The sequence below is a fragment of the Novosphingobium sp. ERN07 genome, from assembly GCF_012641335.1.
In the GTDB taxonomy this organism is placed as follows: Bacteria; Pseudomonadota; Alphaproteobacteria; order Sphingomonadales; family Sphingomonadaceae; genus Novosphingobium.
The window spans coordinates 55,117-71,131 of record NZ_JABAID010000018.1 but is presented as its reverse complement, the minus strand read 5'-3'; the positions used below and the strand labels follow the sequence as shown (position 1 = coordinate 71,131).

10 protein-coding genes and 1 tRNA gene are annotated in these 16,015 nt (G+C 62.2%); 9 read left to right on the top strand and 2 right to left on the bottom strand.

All coding sequences use genetic code 11. The annotated features are described in order from the left end of the window. Positions 1-225: 225 nt before the first annotated feature. A tRNA-Gly gene (locus HGI47_RS18005) sits at positions 226-299 on the bottom strand. Between the two features lie 248 nt (positions 300-547). Here HGI47_RS18005 and HGI47_RS18000 point away from each other — a divergent pair. The 9 genes from HGI47_RS18000 to HGI47_RS17960 all read left to right on the top strand — a co-directional run bounded on the left by HGI47_RS18000 (position 548) and on the right by HGI47_RS17960 (position 12,805). Beyond that, positions 548-2,377, top strand: coding sequence for a DUF885 family protein (locus tag HGI47_RS18000; RefSeq protein ID WP_168854160.1), 1,830 nt, complete (start codon positions 548-550; stop codon positions 2,375-2,377). A gap of 241 nt (positions 2,378-2,618) precedes the next feature. Beyond that, on the top strand, positions 2,619-4,427 hold the full coding sequence (peaA, locus tag HGI47_RS17995) for a quinohemoprotein amine dehydrogenase subunit alpha (RefSeq protein WP_168854159.1): 1,809 nt from the start codon (positions 2,619-2,621) through the stop codon (positions 4,425-4,427). Continuing rightward, positions 4,424-5,878: a quinohemoprotein amine dehydrogenase maturation protein gene (peaB, locus tag HGI47_RS17990; protein WP_168854158.1), complete on the top strand. Its 1,455-nt coding sequence runs from the start codon at positions 4,424-4,426 to the stop codon at positions 5,876-5,878. The genes peaA and peaB overlap by 4 nt, the downstream gene beginning before the upstream one ends. Next, on the top strand, positions 5,875-6,201 hold the full coding sequence (gene qhpC, locus HGI47_RS17985; protein WP_039331741.1) for a quinohemoprotein amine dehydrogenase subunit gamma: 327 nt from the start codon (positions 5,875-5,877) through the stop codon (positions 6,199-6,201). Before peaB ends, qhpC begins: the two co-directional genes overlap by 4 nt. A 49-nt stretch (positions 6,202-6,250) precedes the next feature. After that, positions 6,251-7,345, top strand: a complete 1,095-nt coding sequence (locus HGI47_RS17980; RefSeq protein WP_168854157.1) for a YncE family protein — start codon at positions 6,251-6,253, stop codon at positions 7,343-7,345. Positions 7,346-7,383: 38 nt separating this feature from the next. Continuing rightward, positions 7,384-8,379: a hypothetical protein gene (locus tag HGI47_RS17975; RefSeq protein WP_370521788.1), complete on the top strand. Its 996-nt coding sequence runs from the start codon at positions 7,384-7,386 to the stop codon at positions 8,377-8,379. Further along, positions 8,376-10,076, top strand: coding sequence for an ABC transporter ATP-binding protein (locus HGI47_RS17970; RefSeq protein ID WP_168854155.1), 1,701 nt, complete (start codon positions 8,376-8,378; stop codon positions 10,074-10,076). The genes HGI47_RS17975 and HGI47_RS17970 overlap by 4 nt, the downstream gene beginning before the upstream one ends. After that, on the top strand, positions 10,069-10,734 hold the full coding sequence (locus tag HGI47_RS17965) for a S8 family serine peptidase (RefSeq protein ID WP_168854154.1): 666 nt from the start codon (positions 10,069-10,071) through the stop codon (positions 10,732-10,734). Before HGI47_RS17970 ends, HGI47_RS17965 begins: the two co-directional genes overlap by 8 nt. 55 nt (positions 10,735-10,789) lie before the next feature. Further along, complete coding sequence (locus HGI47_RS17960) at positions 10,790-12,805, top strand: tetratricopeptide repeat-containing sulfotransferase family protein (RefSeq protein WP_168854153.1); 2,016 nt, start codon at positions 10,790-10,792, stop codon at positions 12,803-12,805. Positions 12,806-13,003: 198 nt separating this feature from the next. On the opposite strand, the gene HGI47_RS17955 is transcribed toward HGI47_RS17960, so the two are convergent. Beyond that, positions 13,004-15,718, bottom strand: a complete 2,715-nt coding sequence (locus HGI47_RS17955) for a TonB-dependent receptor (RefSeq protein ID WP_240950269.1) — start codon at positions 15,716-15,718, stop codon at positions 13,004-13,006. Positions 15,719-16,015 lie beyond the last annotated feature (297 nt).

The following is a 16,015-nucleotide window of genomic DNA, read 5'->3' as shown; positions in this document are numbered from 1 at the left end:
TCGACGAATCGCTATATCAGTCAATGACATAGATCAGGCCTTCCATGGCGAGGCCCCCACCCTTGGGGGCCTCGTGCATTTTTGGACCGGCTATTTTTGGAAAAGGCCCCACTCCTGCCTGGGCTTTGATGGCATGAAGCGAGATCTCACGAGCCGGATGACCCGAAAAATACCCCGGATTTCAGGGGTTTGTAAAGCTGTCGGGGATGTCCTGAGACTGAGAATTGGAGCGGGTGAAGGGAATCGAACCCTCGTATTCAGCTTGGGAAGCTGCTGCTCTACCATTGAGCTACACCCGCACGCACCGGCGTAGGCCGCGCAGTGTCCGGTTTTCCAGACAGGGCGGCCCTCTGCCATGATTGAGAGCGGGTCGTCAACCATGTGGCGGCGCTGGTTGTGGCTTTTGCATCCCAGCGGTTTCAGATGTGACGATTTTCCTGTGCGCGCGGGTTGCGCATCTAGTTGCAATTGCGCCAGAACGTGCCCCATTGCATCGCCGGTCACGCTCAATTCAGCGGCATCGCGCAACAAGGCGGAAGGACAATTCATGAAGCCCACCATTACCGCAAGCCTGCTGGCGCTGGCCGCAAGCCTGCTCGCGCCCGCCACTTTGTCGGCCCAGTCCACAGCGCCTGCCTCTGCCACCAGTGCCAGCGAGGACGCGCGCCTGACGGCCTTTCTCGACGCCGAGTTTGCCGCATGGGTGAAGCAGCAGCCACAGCTTGCCACGCGGCTCGGGCTAAAGGACGGTGGCGACAAGTGGAACGACATTTCCGATGCCGCCGCCGATGCCGAAGTCGCTTGGCGGCAGAACAGCGTAAAGCGGATGCAGGGGCAGTTTGACCGGGCGAAGCTTTCGCCGCAGGCGCAGGTCAACCTCGATATATGGGCGCTTGAAGCTGATCGTGCCGCACTTTCGAACGCCGATCGCCAGTTCCGCCCGCCGCTTTATTCGCGGCTCTATTCGGTCCACAGCCAGTTGCCCGATTTCCTCGTCAACACGCACACCGTGGCTGATGTGACGGACCTGAAGAACTACATCGCGCGCCTGCGCGGCATTCCCGCCGTGCTCGACGTGGCGATTGCCCGCACCAAGGCGAGCGAGGCCGCCGGTATCCGCGCGCCCAAGTTCCAAGTGGAAACCGTGATGACCGGCAGCGGAAAGCTGATCAGCGGCTCGCCATTCGGCACGGGGCCAGACGCCGCGCTCTGGGCCGATGTCAAGGCGAAGACTGCCGCGCTGGTCAAGGCGGGCAAGCTCCCTCAGGCCGAAGCTGACGCCCTGCTGGCCGAAGCCCGCGCGGCCATCATCGATCTGAAACCCGCCTACGAGCGCGTGATCGCATGGGGCAAGGCGGCGCTACCGATGGCCCCCAGCGGCAAGGTCGGCGCAGTTTCGCTGCCCGGCGGCGAAGCGTTCTATGCCAACGCCTTGAAGCTCAACACCACGACTGACCTGACCGCCGATCAAATCCACAAGATTGGCCGCGCCGAAGTGGCCCGGATCGAAGCGGAGCAGGATGCCCTCGCCCGGCAAGCTGGCCTGAAGGACCGCGCTGCCTTCTATGCCGAGCGCGCCCGGCTCAATCCGCCCAAGCCGTGGGACGATGCTGCCCGCGCCGATTATCTGGCCAAGGCCAACGCCTTTGTTGCGCACACGCGCACACTGCTGCCCAAATACTTTGGCACCCTGCCCGAATACCGCATCGAAGTGGTGCGCGAACCGGCCTTTTCCGAAGTGCCCGGCGGCGCGGCCCATGCCTCTGCCCCCAGCCCCGATGGCACGCGCCCTGCCCGCACTTATGTCCACCTCGTTGGCGATACCGAAGACCCGGCGGCGATGTATACGCTGATGTGCCATGAGGCCGTGCCCGGCCACAACATGCAGGGCGATATTCAGGTGCGGCAGAAAGGCGGGCCGAAGTTCCGCGCGGTCACCGGCTATGTCGCATTTGGCGAAGGCTGGGGCCTTTATGCCGAGGCAATGTGCAAGGAAATGGGCGCGTTCCCCGATATTGCCGCCGATTTCATGCGCCTTGACGCCGAACTGTTTCGCGCCGCGCGTCTGGTCGTCGATACCGGCATTCACGCGATGGGCTGGAGCGAGGACGAGGCAGTTGTCTATATGAACGAGACGGGTCGCCAGCCGCTTGAATCCGCGCGGTCCGAAGTGCGCCGCTATATCACGCTGCCGGGGCAGGCCACCGGCTACAAGATCGGGATGCTCAAGATCATGGAACTGCGCCACAAGGCCGAAAACGCGCTGGGCGCGAAGTTCGATATTCGCGGCTTCCACGATCTGCTGATCGCATCCGGATCGCAACCGCTATCGATCCTCGAACGGCGCGTGAATGACTGGATTGCCGCCAAATCCTGATCTAACCGGTGCGCATAAATGAGGGGGCGGGCAGCGGCGGTTGCCCGCCCTCTTTTGCATTGCGCGAACGGCGTATGGACGTCTGTCCCCACGGTCAGCAAACTACCCGAACAGCCTCCAAAACCCTTTTCGCACCTGCAAAAACAAAGGCGTTGACGAACTTTTGACACCTGTCCAGTCTTCGCCCTGACACTGCGTCCGACTCGTTCGGTCGCGGCCTGCCAAGGGGGAAATTGCGACCATGACCGTGGCCGAAACCGTTGCCCGTGACCCTGCTGACGGCCTCGCTGCCGCATGCCCGAAACGCCCATTGCGCCGCCATCTTTTGCAGTTCCTCACGCTCACTGCGCTGCCCGCTTCGATCGTTCTGGCACAGGCTGGAAAGGAACCGGCGCGCGATCCTTCGAACACGGTCGAGACAGAGGCCGGTATCCCGATCAAGGATGCTCTGGTCGTCGAAAAATGCGGCACCTGCCATACCGCAGATGCGAAGGGCAACCTTTCCCGCATCTCTTATGTCCGCACCACGCCCGAAGGTTGGGCTCAGGTAATCCGGCGCATGTCCTCCCTGAACGGCCTGTCGCTGACGCCGACCGAAGCCCGCGCAGTGATCCGTTCGCTTTCGGCCAGCAACGGCCTTGCGCCCGAAGAGGCAAAGCCGGTTTCCTATCTGGCGGAACACCGCATCATCAGCGAAACCAGCATCCCGAACGAGACGATCCGCCAGTCTTGCGCGGCCTGTCACGCCTTTGCGCAGCCGCTGTCGTGGCGACGGTCGAAAGCGGAATGGAGCCTGCTGCGCAACCTGCACGTCGCCATGTATTCGCAAGCCGATGCGCAGTTCAGAAAGCCGGTGGAAGACCCGACGCAGCCGACTCCGCCCAATGGCGCGCTAAAGCCGCTGCCAGTGGAAGTGGCGATGGAATACCTCAACAAGACAGCCCCGCTCACCACGCCCGAATGGACGAAGTGGCAGGCGCGCCAGCAATCGGCAAAGCTGGGCGGCAAGTGGCTGGTCAACGCCATGCTGCCCGGCAAAGGGCTATATGTGGGCGAAATGATCGTCACCCCGGCAGCGGGCGATGATGATTACACTACGGCCATCACGCTGAAATCGCTGGCCGATGGTTCGACCCTCACCCGCAGCGGGAAGGGGCTGGTCTATACCGGCTATTCCTGGCGCGGCACGTCTTCCAGCGGACCAGAGGGCGCGCAGCCCGATGCGCCTGCCGCCCATGAAACGCGCGAAACGATGCAGTTTGCACCGGATCGCAAGTCTGCAGAAGGGCGCTGGTTCTGGGGCGATTACAAGGAATTCGGCTTCAACGTAAAGCTGACCCGCGCAGCGGCAGAGCCGACCGTATCGGCGGTGTGGCCCTATGCACTTAAGGCCGGGAGCAAGGGCGCGACGCTCAAGCTGATTGGCGATGCATTCCCGGCGGGATTGAAGCCTGCCGACATCGATTTGGGCAAGGGCGTGACGGTCATCAAGGTCACGTCCGTCAGCCCCACCGAAGCGATGCTGACGGTCGATGTTGCGCCCGATGCTGCGGTGGGCGCGCATGATATCGGTCTTGGCGGATCGGTGTTGGCCGCTGGCCTGCCAATTTACAAGAAGGTCGATTACATCAAGGTTACGCCCGAAACCGCCATCGCCCGCCTTGGCGGCAGCGAGAAGCACGCGCCGGGGTATCAGCAGTTTGATGCCATCGGCTATGACGCAGGGCTGGATGGCAAGCCCTACACCACCGACGACGTGGCGCTTGGCCCTGTCGACGTCACGTGGTCGATGCAGGAACTGCAGACCGTCTATTACGACGATGACGTGAACTATGTCGGCAAACTGAGCCAGACCGCGCTGTTCACCCCGGCAATGGATGGACCGAACCCCGAACGCAAATGGGGCCGCAATAACTACGGTGAGGTCTGGGTGGTCGCCACGGCCAAGGCGGATAAGGACGCATGGGGCAAGCCGTTGACCGGCAAGGCGTTTATGGTCGTCTCGGTCCCTGCCTACAAGCGCTGGGATCAGCCGGAGGTGGCCAAGTGACGACGGTCCTTTCCCCCAAATATCGCCGGGGCGATATCCACCTGTTTGAGGCCGATGGCGCAGGTTTTGTCTACCTTGCCTCTGCTGGCGCGATCTTTGCGTTGGATGAAGGTGCGGCCAGCGTGATGGCGCTGCTGGGCGAACGGCAGATGGCCTATGGCGAAATGGTCGGCGCGCTGGTCGACAAGGGCTATTCGCGCGCAGATGCCGAAGACCTGATCCGCGAACTGCGCGCCGTGCGGGGCATCGTTTCGGACGAGATCCGCGAAGCTCCCCTCGCCCCGGCAGCCCCGCCGGAAGACTATCCGCTTCAGGCGCTGGTGCTGAACGTCACCAACCAGTGCAACCTTGCCTGCACTTATTGCTACGAATTCGGCGCGGACAAGATCGCCACGCCTGCGGGCAAGCCCAAATACATGACGCTGGAAACGGCGAAAACCTCGGTCGATTTCCTGCTGAAAAGTTCGGGCGACCGCGAGGTGCCGCACATCACGTTCTTTGGCGGTGAAACGTTGATGAACTTCAAGCTGCTGCGCGATGTGGTGCTCTATGCCAACGAAGCGGCCGCCACGGCGGGCAAGCGCATGACCTACAGCCTGACCACCAACGCCACGCTGCTGACGGACGAGATCATCCAGTTCCTGTCCGATCAGGCCATCGGCGTGACCGTATCGATGGATGGGCCGCCCGACTTGCAGGACAAGCGCCGCGTCTACAAGAACGGTAAAGGCTCCTACGCGGTGATGGAGCCGCGCCTGCGCAAGCTGATCGCCGGGCACAAGACCCGCGCGATCACCGCGCGCGTCACGCTGACCGAAGGTGTGACCGATGTGATCCGCATCTACCGCCATCTGAAAGACGATCTGGGCTTCCACGAGGTCGGCTTTGCGCCGGTGACGGACTCTGGCGAACAGGCCTACACGCTTGATGCCGATGGCATGGATACGGTGGTTTCCGCGTTCCACGAACTCGCTGCCGAATGGTTGGCCTATGCGCTGCGAGGTGAGATGCACGGCTTCTCAAACGTGTCGGAAACGATCAGCGAGCTGATCCAGGGCACCAATAAGTCGCACCCCTGCGGCGCGGGGCTTGGGCTGGTGGGCGTCAGCCCATCGGGCGATCTTTCGCCCTGCCACCGCTTCACCGATGCCGATACGCATGTGCTGGGCCATGTGACGACCGGGCTGGACAAGGAAAAGCGCACCGACTTCCTGACGCGCGGGCACGTGGGCGCGAAGTTCGATTGTTCCACCTGCTGGGCACGCCCGCTTTGCGCCGGTGGCTGCCATCACGAGGCTTTCGTCCGCTATGGCGATACCGGCCACGCGAACCTGCATTACTGCGACTGGATCCGCGAATGGACCGAGGCCTGCCTGAAAATCTACGGCACGGTCGCCCAGCGCAATCCCGAATTTCTTGAACGCTTTGCTGCACGAAAGGGCTTGTCATGAAGCACCTGAAACCCCTCAACAAGAAGGCACTGCGGATCGAGGAAACGATCGCCTCGACCGAGGAAGACGTCGTCGCGCTTCAGCAGAAGCCGATGCACACGCCGATGGGCTGCTCGATCTCATTCTCGCCGGGGTGGGAAGTCGATGCGGGCGGCGGCACGGCGGGCCTGTGTCAGCCGGCAGAGCGCGACATCTACGATTGCTACGTAACCTGTTTCTGGCCGGTGCAGGTGCCCGATCACGTCAACTACTCGCCCGACTGGGCCAGCAATTGCGCGACGGCGGCCAAGGACTGGCGCAGCCTCGATATCATCTTCCCGTAAGACAGGCTTTGGCCGCCCCATGCCCTCTCTGCACCGGAAGAGCATTCCCATGAAGAAACTCGGACTTGCCCTCCTCACGCTCGCCGCCGCAAGCGCCCCCGCGAACGCTTCAACCGTGTTCATGGGTTCTTACCCTGACAAGATGCTGATCGTCGATGAAGCGACCGGCACGGTGAAGGACCGCATCACGCTGGCTTCGGGCCTGCCCACGTCGATGCGCATTTCGAACGACAACAAGAAGATCTACGTCACCACGATCACCACCAGCGGAATCGAAGTGATCGATACGGCGACCAAGAAAGTGGTCAATTCGTTCAGCCTGAACACGCCGACCACGCGCTATCGCTTCAACGGCGGCGTGCCTGATCCTTCGGGGCGCTTCTTCTACACCACGCTTCAGAAGTTCGAAAAGTTGCAGGACCGCTGGCTGGTCAGCCCGCAAATGTTCGCAATGATCGATCTGACGAAGAAGGCCGTGACCCGCACCGCAGAAATGCCGGAGGAGGACACCCGCAACCCCAACGCGGGCTGGCGCACAGGGTACATGATGTCGAAAGATGGCAAGACCCTGTTCCTGATCCGCGACAAGGTGCTGATCGTCGATACCGCCGATCTGAAAGTGAAGGACCGGCTTGAGGTTTCCAAACCCGAGGCCACCGGCATTGAAGGCGTGAGCTTTGGCGGCGGCGTGGAAACGCTGCGCAGCCCCACCGAATACGTTTCGATGTTCACCGCGCAAGACCCCTATATCCGCAACAAGGTCTATGGCGTGGGCCGCTTCAATCTGGCGACCAAGGCGTTCGATTTCCGCCCCATCGGCCCCGCCCCGGTTGGCGGCGGCATGGGCGGCCTGCAAGTGTCGAAAGACATGAAGGAAGGTTGGACCGTGGTCACGCAGGAGAAGGTCGGCAACAAGCGTTGCGAGTTCTGGCATCTCGACCTCACGACCAATCTGGTCAAGAACAAGGCCGAGTTCCCCTGCCGTTCGCGCTTCCAGTTCGGCATTTCGGGCGATACCAAGCTGCTCTACATCTATGGCGCAAGCTATGACATCGAGATGTACGATGCGCAGACGCTGCAGCATGTGAAGACCGTCGATCTGGGGAATGACACCACCGGCGCGGGGATGATCATCACGCAGTGAGCACGCCGGGTATCCACTTGCGAGGGCAAGGTGTCGCGGTGGCTACGGCCGCGCACCTTATGGACCGGGCCGGGTTTGCGTTTACGCGCGAGCCCGGCCTTCGCCGTCCAGTGCCGGTGATCATGCTGAGCGACCCGGCGCTGGCGCTGCTGCGCGATGTGTTCGGCAAGCCTGCGCTCTTTGCCGATAAGCCCCGGATCGAACGGCGTGTGGTGCGGTGGGGAAACGCGGAAGCCGTAACGATGCCGCATGGCGCGGTGGTTGTTTCTGAGGATGATCTTGTCAATGTTCTTGATATGTTTCCCCAGGGAAACACGTTGAAACTAAACCAGAAAATCCAACAATCCAATGATTTCAACGGCAGCTTTTCGGTCCACGCAATGCTGCCCTTTCCAGAATGGGAAACGCTGCGTTTCGGAGCACGCCTTTCCGCCACCGCCCGCGTCATCCTTGCCGCCCATGCACCACCCGCAACCTGCTGGATCGAGGCCGTCGATGCGGGCTGGCTGTTCCTGATCCCCGATGGTTCTGGGCAAGCGTGGTTGCTGGCTGTCGGCGGCGATCCACAAGCGCTGGCTCAGGACGCACCGCTGATCGGCCCGTTGATCGAAACGCTGGAACCATCAGGCGTCCAATTTGACACCAGCCCGCGCATGTTGGCAGGGCTGGCGGGTGATGGCTGGCTTGCGTGCGGCACAAGCGCCGTCGCTTTCGACCCGATCTGCGGCGATGGCACCGCGCAGGCCGCGCGGGAGGGGATACTGGCCAGTGCCGTCATATCGGCTCTGGCGCGGGGTGAGGATGCGGCAGCCCTTGCCACGCATTACCATTCGCTGCTGCTGGCATCGCTGCGGCGGCACCTGCAACTTTCGCTGCCGTTCTACGCCAACGGCGGCACAGGCCGCTGGTGGCACGACCAGTATGCCGCCGCGCGCGAAGGCTATGATCGCGCCACCGCACTGCTGGCCAAGCTGCCCGAACCGCGCTTTGCCCTGCACGGCTTCGACCTGATCCGACGCGAGCAGGCGGCGTGACCCCGCCGCCGCCAAAAATCGCGCCGTGGAGCACGTACAAGCGGCTGTGGCCTTGGCTAAAGCCCTATGCGCCGCGTCTGGTGCTAGTGCTGGTGGGTAGCCTCCTCGCCACCGGTCTGACGCTGGCGCAGCCGTGGATTTCCAAGCTGATGATCGACGAAGCGCTGATGAAGCGCGACTGGGACATGTTGGTAAAGATCGCCGCGCTGATGATGGGCGCGACGGTGGGGGGCTTTGCGGTCAATGCCCTCGTATCCTACCGTTACGTCTCGCTTTCGGCGCAGATGCTGTTCGACATGCGCGTGGGGCTGCTACGACATTTGCAACGATTGTCTCTGCGCTTTTACGGCAGCTTCCGGCTGGGCGATCTGATGTCACGGCTGAACAGCGATGTCTCCGATGTGCAGCGCGTGGCGGGCGATACGCTCCTTTCGGTGCTGAGCAATCTGCTGTTCTTTGCGGGCAGCGTGGGCATGATGCTGTGGCTGGACTGGAAGCTGTTTCTGGTCGGCACGGTACTGGTGCCTCTGGCGGTGATCAGCTTCCTGCACTTCCAGCGCCGGATGACCAACCTGACCCGCCAGATGCGCGAGCGCGGGGCGGATATCGGCAGCATTCTGGCCGATACCATACTTGGAATGCGCACGGTCAATGCGCTGGGGGCCGAAGCGCACGAAGCCGACCGTTTCGCCCGCGCCAACGGTGGGTTCGTGGCTGCCATGCTGAAAATGCAGACCACCTCGTTCCTGACAGGCGCTCTGCCCGGCACGATTGTTACTGCATCAAGCGCGGCGGTGATCCTCTATGGCGGCAAGCAGATCATCGACGGCACGATGACGATCGGCGCATTGGTGGCCTTCATCACCTATCACGGGCGATTGCTGGCCCCGGTGCAGGCGCTGATGGGGCTGACGGCCAGCCTTGCCACGGCGCGCGTGGCGCTGGCCCGGATATTCGAACTGTTCGACACCGCACCCGAAGTGGTGGAAGCGCCCTCTCCCTGGCCGCTGGCGGGCGTAACGCGCGAAATCCGGCTTGAGGGCGTGACCATGCATCATGGGCGCGAAGCAGTGCTACGCGATGCCAGCCTTGTCATTCCGGCAGGCTCGCTCACCGCGATCATCGGCCAGTCAGGCGCGGGAAAATCGACGCTGGCGGACATGCTGGTGCGCTTCGTCGATCCGGTGGAGGGTCGCGTAACCATCGACGGCACTGACCTGCGTGAGCTTTCCTTGAGCGATTTGCGCGCGCGTGTCCTGCTGGTGGATCAGGCACCGTTCCTGTTCAACACCTCAATCGCTGAAAACATCGCTTTTGCGCATCGCGATGCGTCGGGCGAAGACATTGCCGCCGCCGCCAGCGCCGCCGGGCTGGACACGCTGATCGCGCGCCTGCCCGAAGGCCTTGCCACGCGCACCGGCGAACGGGGCCTTGCGCTCTCAACGGGCGAGCGGCACCGCGTGGCTATTGCCCGCGCGCTGCTGCGCCAGCCTGATGTGTTGATCCTTGATGAACCCACCGCCGCGCTGGACGAAGAAACGGAACGCACGGTGGCGCTGGGCCTGCGCCGCGCTCTGCCGCACGCCACACTTCTCGTCATCACGCACAAACCCGCGCTGGCAGACATGGCCGATCATGTGATCCGGCTGGAGCATGGGCAGACGCGCATGGAGCCGCAGGTAAGCGCGCATGGCTAGGCGAATTGCGGTGATCGACAGCGGGGTTCACCCCTCGCACCCGCATATCGATGCAACGCGCCTGTTACCGGGCCTTTCGGTTCTGGCCGATGGCACGGTGCTGACCGATCCTGTCGAAACGCTCGACAAGTTGGGCCACGGCACGGCGGTGACGGCGGCGATTCAGGAGCTTGCACCACAGGCCGATATCCTGCCGATCCGCGTGTTTCGCGATGGCTTGCGCGCAAGCGCCCGCGCGCTGGCGACCGGTATCCGGCAGGCGCTGGAGGCGCGGTGCGATCTGATCAACCTCAGTCTGGGCACATCCAATCCCGACCATGCCGAGGTCTTTGCCGTGCTGGCCGAAGAGGCAGCAGCGCAAGGCGCGCTGATCGTCGCCGCGTTCGAGGCAGAGGGCGCGCCGTGCTGGCCGGGGTGCCTGCCGCGAGTGCTGGGCGTGGGGCTGGACTGGGATTTGCCGCGCGGGGTGCCTTGTCTTGCAGCAGACCGCAGCAAGGTTATCGCATCGGGCTATCCCCGCCCGATCCCCGGTGTGGAGCAGCGCCGCAATCTCTATGGCGTAAGCTTTGCCGTGGCGCAGGTGACAGGGTGGGTTGCGGAACGCGGGCTTTCCGGGCGGAGTGATGTGCTGGCGGCGCTGGAACGCTGCACGGCCTAAACTTTGCGCTGAATCGCGTACACCCATCGCGCGGTCACCGGCCTAGGCTGCGGCCATGATCCAGCAACTGCGCACGCCGCCTCCTGCCCAAATGCTTGCCGAAGCGGAAGGCCTTCTGGAAAAGCAGCCGCATCTGGCGCTGGGCAAGGCTGAGGCGATGTTGCGCACCACGCCCGGATTTCCGCCTGCCGAGTTTCTTGCCGCACGCGCCTTGCGCCGGATGGGCAAGGGCAAACAGGCCGTGGCGAAGCTTGACGGGCTGGCGCGTGCCAATGGACGGGTTCCGGCGGTATTCTGGGAACTGGGGCAGGCCGCCGCCGAGACTGGCGATACGCCGCGTGCCATTGCGGCATTGCAGGCGCTGGTGCAGTTGCAGCCCGCTGTCGCGTCTGGCTGGTTCCTGCTGGCGCGGCAATTGCGCAAGGCGAAGCGCGGGCAGGACGCATGGCGTGCCGATCTTTCAGGCATTCACGCATCATCGCGCGATCCCGAACTGCTGAAAGCAGCCGTGGCGGTGAACGACGGCGATCTCGATACAGCCGAGGCGCTTCTTGCCGTGCGCGTTGACGATCCCGCAGCGCTACGCCTGCTGGGCGAAGTGGCATGGCGGCGGGGCGAGATGACGCCTGCGCTGGAGCGGGTGGAAAAGGCCGTGGCAATGGCCCCCGGCTTTGATCTGGCGCGCGACTTCCTGATCCGACTTTTGTTGCAGACCAACCGCTTGCCCGAAGCGCTGGAACACGCCGAAGTACTCGTGCAATCGCCGGTCCCTTCGCCGGGGCATCGGCTGATCCTGGCCTCGGTGCTGGTGCGCTTGGGGCATCAGGATCGGGCGGCGGGGCTGTATCGCGCCTTGCTGGCCGACCAGCCCGATCAACCGCAGGTTTGGCAGAACCTTGGGCATGTGCTGAAAACGCTGGGCGATCAGGCCGAGGCTGTCGAAGCCTATCGCGCCGCCGTCACCCGCCAGCCGACGATGGGCGAGGCTTGGTGGAGCCTTGCCAACCTGAAGACAGTGAAGTTGGGGCCGGACGATATTGCCGCGATGGAAGCGGCGCTGGCCACCCTCGACCCAGAGGATGAGGCGCGCAGGGAAGACCGGTTCCATTTGCATTTTTCACTCGGCAAGGCGCTGGAAGATGCGAAAGACCACGCGGCCTCGTTCGCGCACTACGACAAGGGCAATGCGCTGCGCCGCACGATGATCCGGCACGATGCCGATGCCTTTTCCGCCGAAGTGCAGGCCGCGAAGGAGACGTTCACCGCAGCGTTCATCCGCACGATGGGCGACGGCGGCTGCCCTGCCCCAGACCCGATCTTCGTGGTGGGCCTACCGCGCTCCGGCTCCACACTGGTCGAACAGATCATGGCCAGCCACCCGATGATAGAAGGCACAATGGAACTGCCCGAAATGATGATGATTGCAGGCCGCCTGCAATCGCGGGTGGATGAGGGTGAATTTGCCGATTTCGGTGCGATGATTGCCTCGCTGACACCCGCTGATCGCACGCGGCTGGGCGAGGAATATATCGAGCGGACGCGCATCCACCGCCAGAGCGACCGACCGCTGTTCATCGACAAGATGCCCAACAACTGGCAGCACGTTGGCCTGATCCGCCTGATCCTGCCCAAGGCAAAGATCGTGGACGCGCGGCGGCATCCGCTCTCATGCTGCTTTTCAGGGTGGAAACAGCACTTCGCGCGGGGGCAGACGTTCACCTATGATCTGAAGGATATCGGGCGCTATTACCGCGATTATGTGGGACTGATGGCGGCTTGGGATGCGCAGATGCCGGGCACAGTACACCGCGTGATCTATGAGGGAATGGTGGCCGATACCGGAGCCGAAGTGCGGCGCTTGCTGGATTATATCGGAGTGCCTTTCGATCAGGCCTGTCTTGAATTTTACAAGAACGACCGCGCGGTGCGCACGGCGAGTTCGGAACAGGTGCGCCAGCCGATCTTCAAGGACGGGTTGGGGGCTTGGAAGCCTTATGAGCCTTGGCTGGGGCCTTTGAAGTCCGCGCTGGGACCGGTTCTGGAGAGTTATCCGAACGCGCCGTTGGGCTGAAACTTCCCGCCCCATCCCCCACCGCTCCCCCGCACAGGCGGTGGCGTCAGGCGGTTTACACTACCCTTCCGTAACAACACCGAGGCCCCCGCCTTCGCGGGGGGGCGCAGGTTTTTGGGGAGGCATTCATCGCTACAAAAAATGCCCCCACGGTTTCCCGTGGGGGCAGTCTTTCTTCGCAGGGTAAAGGCAAATCAATCAGTAACGCTGGCCCCAGCGGATGCCGAAGAACTGCGGTTTGATGGTGAATGTGCGCGTCGAGTCAGAGCAGAAATCGATCGAGCAGAACGTGTTCGTGGTAAGCGGACCGCGCTTGTCGAATGCATTCTGCAGGAAGATGTCGAGCGTCCAGTTGTCCTTCTTGATCCCTGCCGAGAAATCGAAGCTGACGAAGCCAGGTGTCTGGCAGGATCGGCCCGCAGCTGTTTCTGCCGCAGCGATTTCCGGGCAGACATAGAGGTTGCTGTCAGAGAGGTTCAGATCTTGCGTTGCGCCTGTCTGATAGAGTGCTGCGCCCTGGAAATAGGCATCCATGTCGCCCCATTCGGTATCGTAACGGATCGACGTCGTACCCTTGAACTTGGGCTGGCGTGGCAGGCGCGTGCCATCAGCAGCAGCAACCTGCGAGGTTGGCGGGGACGATCCCGGAACATCCTGCCCAAGCACGCAGGTTGGCAGCTGCGTGATCGAAAGCGTGGTGCGGTCAAGCGCAAAGTTGCAGAAGTTGCCTTTCAGCTTGGCGTCGTTGTAGGCACCGCTGGTCGAGATGGTGACCTTGCCCAGCTTCAGATCGGCATCGTATTCCACGCCGTAGACGCGCGCCTTGCCGGCGTTGCCGGTCATGCCTGCACCCTGCGCCCCCGATACCACCACCGCGTACTGGATGTTGTCCCAGTTCTCGTAATAGACGGCAGCGTTGAAGCGGAACATGTTGTTCCACGTGCCCTTGAAGCCCAGTTCGAAGTTGGTCAGCTCTTCCGATTCGAAGGAAGGCACCGTGGCAACGCCTACGCCGCGAATGCGCAGCGGTCGGTTGAAGCCGCCGGGGCGGAAGCCGGTCGAATAGTTGAAGTAGACCATCTTCGTCGGGTCGAACTGCCAGTTGACCGCGACCTTGTGGGTTTCACCCTCTTCCTTGTAGCGGCCCACGCCGTCAGCAGCGGCGAAGTTTGTGTTGATGCACTGCAAGCGCTCTGCCGGAAGCGGCGTCGGGCAACCATAGGTGCCGGTCGGGACGTAGAGCGACGTGATCGTATTGCGCGCAGATGCGGCAACGCCGGCAAAGCCCAACACCTTGTATTTCGTCCAGAAATAACGAATACCGCCGGTCAGCTTCAGTTCCGGCGTAATGTTGTAGTGCCCTTCTGCGAAGACCGCGTAGTCCTTCCAGTAGTTATTCTGCTCGGTCATGTAGAAGGCATCGCGCTTCACGGCTGGCGACCCGAGCACCATCGTGCCGCCATTTGCGACCGGAACCCCGAAGCCTGCCGGGAAGTTGGTGTCCCCGCCGCCCGTATCCGTGTACCCGACAATCTGGTCCAGACCGTGGATGGCGTAGTCGTTGTTAACCTCGTTCTTCTGGTAGTGGTAGAAGCCGCCTAGGGTGACATCGAACGGCCAGTCCTTGGGCGTCGAGATGCGCAGTTCCTGCGTGAACTTGTTCTCGTTGCGCAGGCCGCGATAGTACTGTGTCGGGTTGATCAGGCTATTGCATTTCAGCGTGGCGCCCGCACCTGTGCAGCCGTTCTTGTCAAAAAACTGCAGGTAACTTTCATAGCCCGGCCCGAAGCCGTCATAGGTGACGGTGTAATATGTATAGTCGTTCAGCAGCTTGATCTGGCGCTGGTAGTAGCCGGTGGCCGACACGACATCGAAATCTCCGATATGGCCGTGAATGCTGAGGGACGCCTGATAGAATTTGTCGTTCTGCTGCGTGATGTCGTAATCGTGCACCTCAAGGTCGCCCACACGCGGGTCATAGCCGAAATAGCCGTTCGCGATCTGTTGTTGCGCGGTGATCTGGGGCATGATGTCCCAACCATCGAACGGCTGCCAAAGCAGTTGCAGGCGGCCACCGTAGCCTTCGATCGTGTTGTAATCGTCCTTCGCGATGTCGGAATTGTCGAGCACGAAATTGGTATCGGGGTTGTTATCGCCAAGTGTCAGCACCGCAGGCGCGCCGGTGTTCAACAGGCCATTGTTCGGCGTATTGTCGATGTAGCCACCGTCCTTGCGGTAAAAACCCATTGCCCGCACGGCCAGCGTATCGCTGATCGGCACGTTTATGAAGCTCTGATACTGGCCGCCGAAATCGCCCTTGCCGTATTTGTTGACTTCGGCATCCCACCCGAACTCGAATTTGTCGAGCTTGGGCTTCTGCGTGATGAAGCGGATCGTACCTGCCAGCGAACCTGCGCCATAGAGCGTGCCCTGCGGGCCAGACAGCGCCTCGATACGTTCGAGGTCATAGGCCTGAATATCGGGCAGCCCGGTGCCGGTGATCGGAATATCGTCGATATAGTAGCCAACCGATTCACGCGCACCGCCTGCGGGTACGATGCCACGGAAATAGGGCGTATTGCGGCCCGGCCCAATGCCCGCGAAAGTTACCGAGGGAAGCAAGGCGGCGAAGTCTGTCAGGCCTTTTACCTGTCGCTGGCCGAGCACGTCGGAGCTCAAAGCCTGCATCGAGATTGGAACGCGCTGGATCGAAGTTGCTGTGCGCGTTGCGGTGACCACGATTTCACCAAGGCCACCTTCGCTGCCGTCCGCCTGCGGTTCAGCTGCGGGAGCCATCGCTTCCTGCGGTTCTTCGGCAGCACGCGCCGCAACCGGCAGGGCCATCGTAGCCAGAATGGTTGTGGCACCCAGCACCCTCATGGCGCGTGATCGGACCGTGATCTGCTTTCTCATTCCGATTAACCCCCTAGAAGTCGTTCTTGGCGTTCCCGCCCTCCCCTGACAGCACCCTCTCCAATCCCTCACACCACTTTATGCTGCATCGCAGCACACGATGGCACCGCGGGAAGCACTCGGTCGGAAGAGGCAAAACTTCACCGCAGCCGAAAGACAGCAAAGTCTCCAGCCCTGCCGCATCAGCGCGGCAGCATTCAGGTTGTCAGCAATACCCCTTCAACAGACGTGACCTTTTGGCCATTCCATGACGCCTGTCCGGGATTGATAATGCTGCACAGCAATATGGAGTCAACG